The organism is Pseudomonas sp. MWU15-20650 (genome assembly GCF_023242475.1).
GTDB lineage: Bacteria > Pseudomonadota > Gammaproteobacteria > Pseudomonadales > Pseudomonadaceae > Aquipseudomonas.
The window spans coordinates 36,444-42,680 of the sequence record NZ_JALJFG010000045.1; the positions used below are offsets into that span (position 1 = coordinate 36,444).

General features: G+C 58.7%; 6 protein-coding genes. 3 read left to right on the top strand and 3 right to left on the bottom strand.

Going from position 1 to position 6,237, the window contains the following annotated elements:
* Positions 1-127 precede the first annotated feature (127 nt).
* A complete protein-coding gene (locus M5B43_RS24845; RefSeq protein WP_248752549.1) occupies positions 128-523 on the top strand; it encodes a hypothetical protein in 396 nt (131 codons plus the stop codon).
* A gap of 25 nt (positions 524-548) precedes the next feature.
* Positions 549-1,142, top strand: a complete 594-nt coding sequence (locus tag M5B43_RS24850) for a threonine transporter RhtB (protein ID WP_248752550.1) — start codon at positions 549-551, stop codon at positions 1,140-1,142.
* Positions 1,143-2,107: 965 nt separating this feature from the next.
* Here M5B43_RS24850 and M5B43_RS24855 read toward each other — a convergent pair.
* From M5B43_RS24855 to plsB, 3 genes are read right to left on the bottom strand one after another with little or no spacing between them, the layout of a single operon-like run.
* A complete protein-coding gene (locus M5B43_RS24855) occupies positions 2,108-2,797 on the bottom strand; it encodes a DUF4197 domain-containing protein (protein WP_248752551.1) in 690 nt (229 codons plus the stop codon).
* Positions 2,798-2,836: 39 nt separating this feature from the next.
* Positions 2,837-3,238: a YbaY family lipoprotein gene (locus M5B43_RS24860; RefSeq protein WP_248752552.1), complete on the bottom strand. Its 402-nt coding sequence runs from the start codon at positions 3,236-3,238 to the stop codon at positions 2,837-2,839.
* 51 nt (positions 3,239-3,289) lie between these two features.
* Positions 3,290-5,809: a glycerol-3-phosphate 1-O-acyltransferase PlsB gene (plsB, locus tag M5B43_RS24865; RefSeq protein WP_248752553.1), complete on the bottom strand. Its 2,520-nt coding sequence runs from the start codon at positions 5,807-5,809 to the stop codon at positions 3,290-3,292.
* Between the two features lie 181 nt (positions 5,810-5,990).
* Between plsB and M5B43_RS24870 the strand changes: the two genes are divergently transcribed.
* Positions 5,991-6,200 carry a cold-shock protein gene (locus tag M5B43_RS24870; protein WP_065886074.1) on the top strand — a complete coding sequence of 70 codons (210 nt, stop codon included), beginning with the start codon at positions 5,991-5,993 and terminating at the stop codon, positions 6,198-6,200.
* The last annotated feature ends 37 nt before the right edge of the window (positions 6,201-6,237 follow it).

Consider the following 6,237-nt stretch of genomic DNA (forward strand, 5'->3'; position numbering starts at 1 on the left):
AAATACAGGCGTCTGATAATTGAGTAAGTTTGGTGGGTGGGAACAGTCTGAAGTCAATGGGCTGATCGAGCGCTAACTTGAACGTCGCGATTTGCACTTGGCAACCACTGACAACACGCCACGTTACATGAGCGTGGTACGCAGTGAATTCATCGCTGAAAACAGTCCGCTGATCAACGCGCTGTCGAAGTCCGAGGTATTGCTCGACACGTTGTCTTTGATCGCCGGTACACGGATTGTCGCGTCCATCTCCAAGGATGAGGAATATCTGATCACCAAGCAGGAACGCAAAGGTGATACCCCTGGCTGGCACTGGGGCGACTACAGCTTCGCGTTGATCTGCCTGTTGGTGTGTGTGGTATTCGACTTTTCGTGGCTCTTTGCGGGCAGCAGGATGCGCCAGTTGTTCATCCATCCCACTGGGAGCCGGCGACTTAACGTAATCTTCGCAGTTTTGATGGTAGCGACGGTAATCGGGTCGTTCACGCTGAGCTGGTTGAGCTATCGGTGGAAAGACAATTGATCATTTCCGACCGAGGATAATTTTCATGTTTGGGACCGTGTCTGCATTGGTATTGCTACTGATCGTGCCAGGGCCGACCAATACCCTGTTAATGCGCGCGGGCGTGTTATTTGGGTTTGCAGCTTCGTGGCGCATGGCCTTTATCGAATGTTTGGCTTACCTGTTTCAGGTCTCTGTCTGGGGGGCCGCGCTGATCTACCTGTCGTTCTGGTCGCCTTGGGCGTTGAAAGCCACGCAGCTAGCCGCTGTCTGCTACTTGCTCAAACTTGCCTACACGCTGTGGCAACGCAAGAACAGCGTCGTCGAGCCGGGTAGCGATCATTTTTCGAGCGTCCATTTCTTTTGGCTCACTGTGATGAACCCTAAAGGTCTGCTGATTGTTTCGTTTATTGCGCCGGCAAGCGCCTTCACCACATTGCAAGGCTACGCCGGTTTCATCACCACGCTCGCGCTGGTGGTGATACCCGTAGGGGCGGCCTGGATCATGTTGGGCAGCCGTTTCGAGGCGGGGCAGAAGGCGTGGCTCACGCCGTTGCGGATCAACCGGGTGACATCCCTGGCCATTTGCTGTTTTGTCGCGATGATGATCGGACGGCTGGCCGACTCGATCATGCGCTGACCCGGCGCGTACTGTGATTTACATGCCGACGCAAACAGGCATTCAGGTCGTTGGAACGGTTACCCGACGCACATCCACTCAGAGGTGCCTGATGGACAGGCACAGGTCTCGCCTTCACCCGTTGGCGAGACCTGTTTCATTGAGTTTATGGAGTGTCCTATGTCGTTTCTTAATGCGATTGCTGCTTTCAAAGGGGCGTTTCTCGGAGCCTTACTGGGCAATAACCTGCCCCGCACTGAATTTAGCCACACGACCCCGCAGCGCCCTGAATATGGCCACCCCGGCTGTTGTTCCCGCTTCAGCCATGCCCGGTCGGCGAAGCCATATCATCGTAAGCCTTACCCGCATCCATACTCGGTCAGTGAGCAGCACTTGCCCAGCAGGCCGCTGTACCCGCTTTATTCGCTGAACCGTTAAGAGGCCGGGCCTGAAAAGGCTACGCCAAGGCTCGCGATAAGCGACCTTGGCGCGGACTCATTCACCCTTGTTTGCCCTTTCGTACACGGGGAGGAACTTTTTTAACCAAGGCGCCACACAAGGATTACCCGACCGAAAGATGCTGGCGTACCCACTACGGTGGTTCGGGGCTTGGTGTGAATTCAATGAGAAAGGAATATGTATGCTTCTATTGACGTTACCGCTGCAAATCATGGGTTCGATGTTGGGTTTGGGACAGGGTATGAGACAGAACTTCGGTAATAATCAATCGCTGATCAATATCAATCTCAGCAATGACACTAACAACCTAAACAGCCATTCGGCGTTGTCCAACGCTCAATGCAACAGCATTTCGTTTGGGGCGTCCCAGCGGCCGCACATTCACTATTGAATATGCCTGTTAGCGCCACATGGGTTACAGGGTGTGGCGCTTGACCCATGTGCCTGGCACAAGGGGCCGCGACAAAAAAACGCCCTGACCAGGTCAGGGCGTTTCCATTTATCAACGGGGCGTTACGCTTTAAACGTTAAAGTGCGCCAAACACCTTCTTCGCCAGGCTGGTGGCCGCGGCGGCCGGATTCTTGCGAATCGTCTCTTCCTGCTGCGCAATCATCTTGAACAAACCATCCAGCGCTTGCTCGGTCACGTAGCTTTCGACATTGGCGCTCTTGGCATCCAAGGCGCCAAAGGCTGCCGCCTTGCCGGCCAGGGCGTTGTACTGCTGGGCCACGCCGACCTTGTCGGTGGCGGCTTTGACGATGGGCAGGAACTTGGCGCGGATTTCTTCGCGGCTGCTTTTGTTCAGGTATTGGGTGGCGGAGTCCTGGCCACCGGTGAGGATACCCTTGGCGTCCGTCACACTCATGTTTTTCACGGCGTTGACGAGGATCGGCTGGGCCTGGGTCACGGCCGATTCCGCTGCCTTGTTCATGCTGGTTTCAAGCTGCGTGACCTGGTCGCCCATGCCGAACATTTTCAGCTTGTCGGCGACTTTGCCCAACTTACCCGGCAGGCCGATTTTCACGTCGGGGTTGTTGCTGAAACCACCGGGCACGCCGAGTTCTTTCACGGCGATCTGCGCGCCTTGGGTCAAGGCGTCCTTGAGACCGCCGCCGGCGTCGCCCTGGGAAAGGCTGCCAAGATCCAGGGCCATGGCGTTGGCGCCGAGCAACAGGCCGGCACACAGGGCTGTCAGACGAAGAGTATTGCGGAGCATGGGCGCTTCCTTATGGTCGAGCTTATGTTCTAGAGAATATCAGTGTGCGACTGCATCAACCCGCAGGCGCAGCGGCTGTGGGTCCTGGCCGTTGAGCTGCACGGCGTGCCGCTCGGTGGTGATGAACAGTAGCTTGCCATCCAGTTCGATGCGAGCGCTCACCGAGTAAGTGTGGCCCGGTTTGATGTGGGCCGGGTCATAGCTCAAGTGAAACGGCAGCGGCACTTGGCCTTTGACCGGGCCTTTCTGTTCGGCGAGGGTCACGGCCGGGGCGTCCATCAGGGACACGTCTTGCAGGCTGACACTCAACGTGGCCGCGGGTGGCAGCGCGATGCGTTGCAGGTAGAACACTTCGCCGTCGAGGCTGGCCTTCGGGGTTGGGGTCATCGATTGGCAGGCTCCGAGCAGGGCGGTCAGGCCCAGGAGGATGATTTTTTTCATGGTGCGGCTCCTTATCAACGGCGCCGAAGTCCCTCCGGCGCCTTATTCAATCTAGCGGCTTTCTTCAGGTTTGACGGCGCCAGGCTCGACGGGCGACTCGGTTGCACCATCGACACGGTGCAGGGCCACCTGGCGGATCGACAGACGAATGTCGGCCGGCAGCACGCGTTTCGCTGCGCCTTCAGCCAGTTCGCCCAGCAGGTCGTGATAGCCCAGCTTGCCGGCGTCGTCACGACGCAGCACATCTTGCTCCAGCAGCGTCTGGATGAAATGTCGGAAAAGGCTCTTGTCGAAGAACTCCGGGGCATTGAGGCCGTGCAGGATCGACAGGCGCTGGGCCATGATCGTGCACAAGTCTTCCAACTCTTCGGCGCTGATGCTGTTCTGGCCGCTGTTGAGCAGCAGCGAGATCGCCATGTAGAAGCGTTGCAGGGTCTGGGCAATGCTCTTGGACAGCAGCGTCAGCAGCACAAAGTGCCGTGAGCTCGGCGCCGGGCGCAGGTAGACGTCGTTCTCGAAGCGCAGCAGGCCCTGTTCGACAAACGCCTCCAGCCATTGGTCGACCACGCTGTCCAGCTCTTCCAGCGACCAGCGGATAAACAGCTCCGATTGCAGGTACGGGTAGAGCGCGCGGGTATAGCGCAGAATCTGTTCGCGGCTCATCCGCGAGCTGCTTTGAAAGAAGCTCGCCAGCAACGCCGGCAGGGCGAAAATATGCAGCACGTTGTTGCGGTAGTAAGTCATCAGGACGGCGTTCTGTTCGTCCAGGTAAACAATCTTGCCCAGGGCGTCGCTCTGCTCCGACAGCAGGTCCATGTCCTTGACGTGCTTGATCAACGCCAGGCCATCGCCTTCCGGCAGGGTGGTGTGCGGCGAGTACGGCACGCGACGCAGCAGCGCCAGGTACAGGTCCAGCTGGCGCGCCATGGCTTGTTCATCCAGGGCCAGGCGCGTGGTAGAGAGCAGTGCCAGGGCCACCAGGTTCACCGGGTTCACCGCTGCGGCTTCGTTCAAGTGCCGCGCCACCTGCTCGCCGAGGCGGTTGGTGGTTTCGTTGAGCCACGCCGGCTTGTAGTTCGGGCCCAGTTCCTGGGCGCGCCAATTGGGCTGCTCGGTGTCGAGGAATTCGGCCAGCTTGATCGGCTCGCCGAAGTTGACCGCGACCTGGCCAAAGCGCTGCTTGAGCGCGCCAACCACCTTGAAAATATCGAAGATCGATTCTTTCTTCTTGCTCGCGCCGCGCAGTTCGCCGAGGTAAGTGCGACCTTCGAGCACGCGCTCATAACCGATGTACACCGGTACGAACACGATGGGCATGCGCGAGGAGCGCAGGAAGCTGCGCAGGGTAATCGCCAGCATCCCGGTTTTCGGTTGCAGCATGCGCCCGGTGCGCGAGCGCCCCCCTTCGACGAAGTACTCCACGGGGAAACCTTTGGTGAACAAGGTATGCAGGTATTCGTTGAACACCGAGGTGTACAGCGGGTTGCCCTTGAAGGTGCGACGCATGAAAAACGCACCGCCACGGCGCAGCAGGCTGCCGATCACCGGCATGTTCAGGTTGATCCCGGCGGCGATGTGCGGCGGAGTCAGGCCATTCTTGAACAACAGGTAGGACAGCAGCAGGTAGTCGATATGGCTACGGTGGCAAGGTACGTAGATCACCTCGTAGCCCTGGGCAACCTTTTGCACACCTTCGATGTTATTGACCTTGATGCCGTCGTAGATCTTGTTCCAGAACCAGCTCAATACCACTTCCAGGAAGCGGATCGCGGTGTAGGTGTAGTCCGAGGCAATTTCGTTACCGTAGCGCAGGGCCTGGGCCTTGGCCTTTTCCGGGCTGATCTTTTCGCGCTCGGCCTCATCCAGGATGGCCTGGCGCACCAGCGGCATATTGACCAGGCCCTTCACCAGGTTGCGACGGTGGGACAGGTCGGGGCCGATCACCGCCGTCTTGAGGTTACGGAAATGCACACGCAGGATGCGCTGGGCCATGCGCACGGTGCGTTCGTGGCCTTTGTTGTGCTCGATCAATTCACGCAGGTTGATTGGCGCGGAGAATTGTACCCGGGTCTTGCGGCCCAGGATCAGGATGCTCAACAGCCGACGTAGACGCCCGGTGACCGCCCAGCTGTCGGCAAACAACAGTTTCCACGGGCTGGACTCGCTTGCCGGAGATTGCCCCCAGAACACGCTGACCGGAATGATTTGTGCATTCTCTTCGGCGTGCTCGGTCAGGGTGTTGACCAGCCGGGTCAGGGTTGGCGGCGCACCGCGCTTGTCCTGGCGGCCAAGCCAATCCGGGTCGGGCGTGAGGTAGAAGAACGCCGCGGGCTCCAACAGCGGGCCGACCGACACCGGCAGTACCGGGCGTGGCAGGCCGGCCTTGGTGCATTCGGCATCGACCACGGCCAGTTCGGTGAGAGAGGGCGATTGCAGGACGTAGAACACCGGCCGGCTGCGGTCGAGGTTGAGGGTTAGGGACGACTGGTTGATCGTCTCCGAGCGAACCCAGAGGTACAACAGTCGGCGCAAGGTGCCAAACACCAGACGGCGGAACGGGGAGCGGGTCATAGGCGTGCTGCTTCAAGTGGAAAAAACCGAGCATGCGCTCGGGCGGGTAGTGTGCCGTATTCGTCGAAAATCGGCAAAAAAGCGGCGATGTAAACTTGAGTTGATCGTTTTCGAGCCTGTCTTATACTCGGCAGTTCAATGCGAGCGACTCAACAATAAAAAGCATGTGGGAGTAAAACAGATGACAACGCGCGAAACCGGCAATGTGAAGTGGTTCAACGATGCAAAGGGTTATGGCTTTATCCAGCGTGAAGACGGCAAGGATGTGTTTGTGCACTACCGCGCCATTCGCGGTGACGGTCACCGTTCCCTGGCCGAGGGCCAGCAGGTGGAATACGCCGTGGTGACGGGCGAGAAGGGGTTGCAGGCGGAGGATGTGGTGGGGCTTTAAGACCACCGCGGAACCCCTGTGGGAGGGGGCAAGCCTG

Coding starts and splice junctions, on each gene's coding strand:
- M5B43_RS24845 (WP_248752549.1), top strand. CDS start 128: ATGAGCGTGGTACGCAGTGAATTCATCGCTGAAAACAGTCCGCTGATC.
- M5B43_RS24850 (WP_248752550.1), top strand. CDS start 549: ATGTTTGGGACCGTGTCTGCATTGGTATTGCTACTGATCGTGCCAGGG.
- M5B43_RS24855 (WP_248752551.1), bottom strand. CDS start 2,797: ATGCTCCGCAATACTCTTCGTCTGACAGCCCTGTGTGCCGGCCTGTTG.
- M5B43_RS24860 (WP_248752552.1), bottom strand. CDS start 3,238: ATGAAAAAAATCATCCTCCTGGGCCTGACCGCCCTGCTCGGAGCCTGC.
- plsB (WP_248752553.1), bottom strand. CDS start 5,809: ATGACCCGCTCCCCGTTCCGCCGTCTGGTGTTTGGCACCTTGCGCCGA.
- M5B43_RS24870 (WP_065886074.1), top strand. CDS start 5,991: ATGACAACGCGCGAAACCGGCAATGTGAAGTGGTTCAACGATGCAAAG.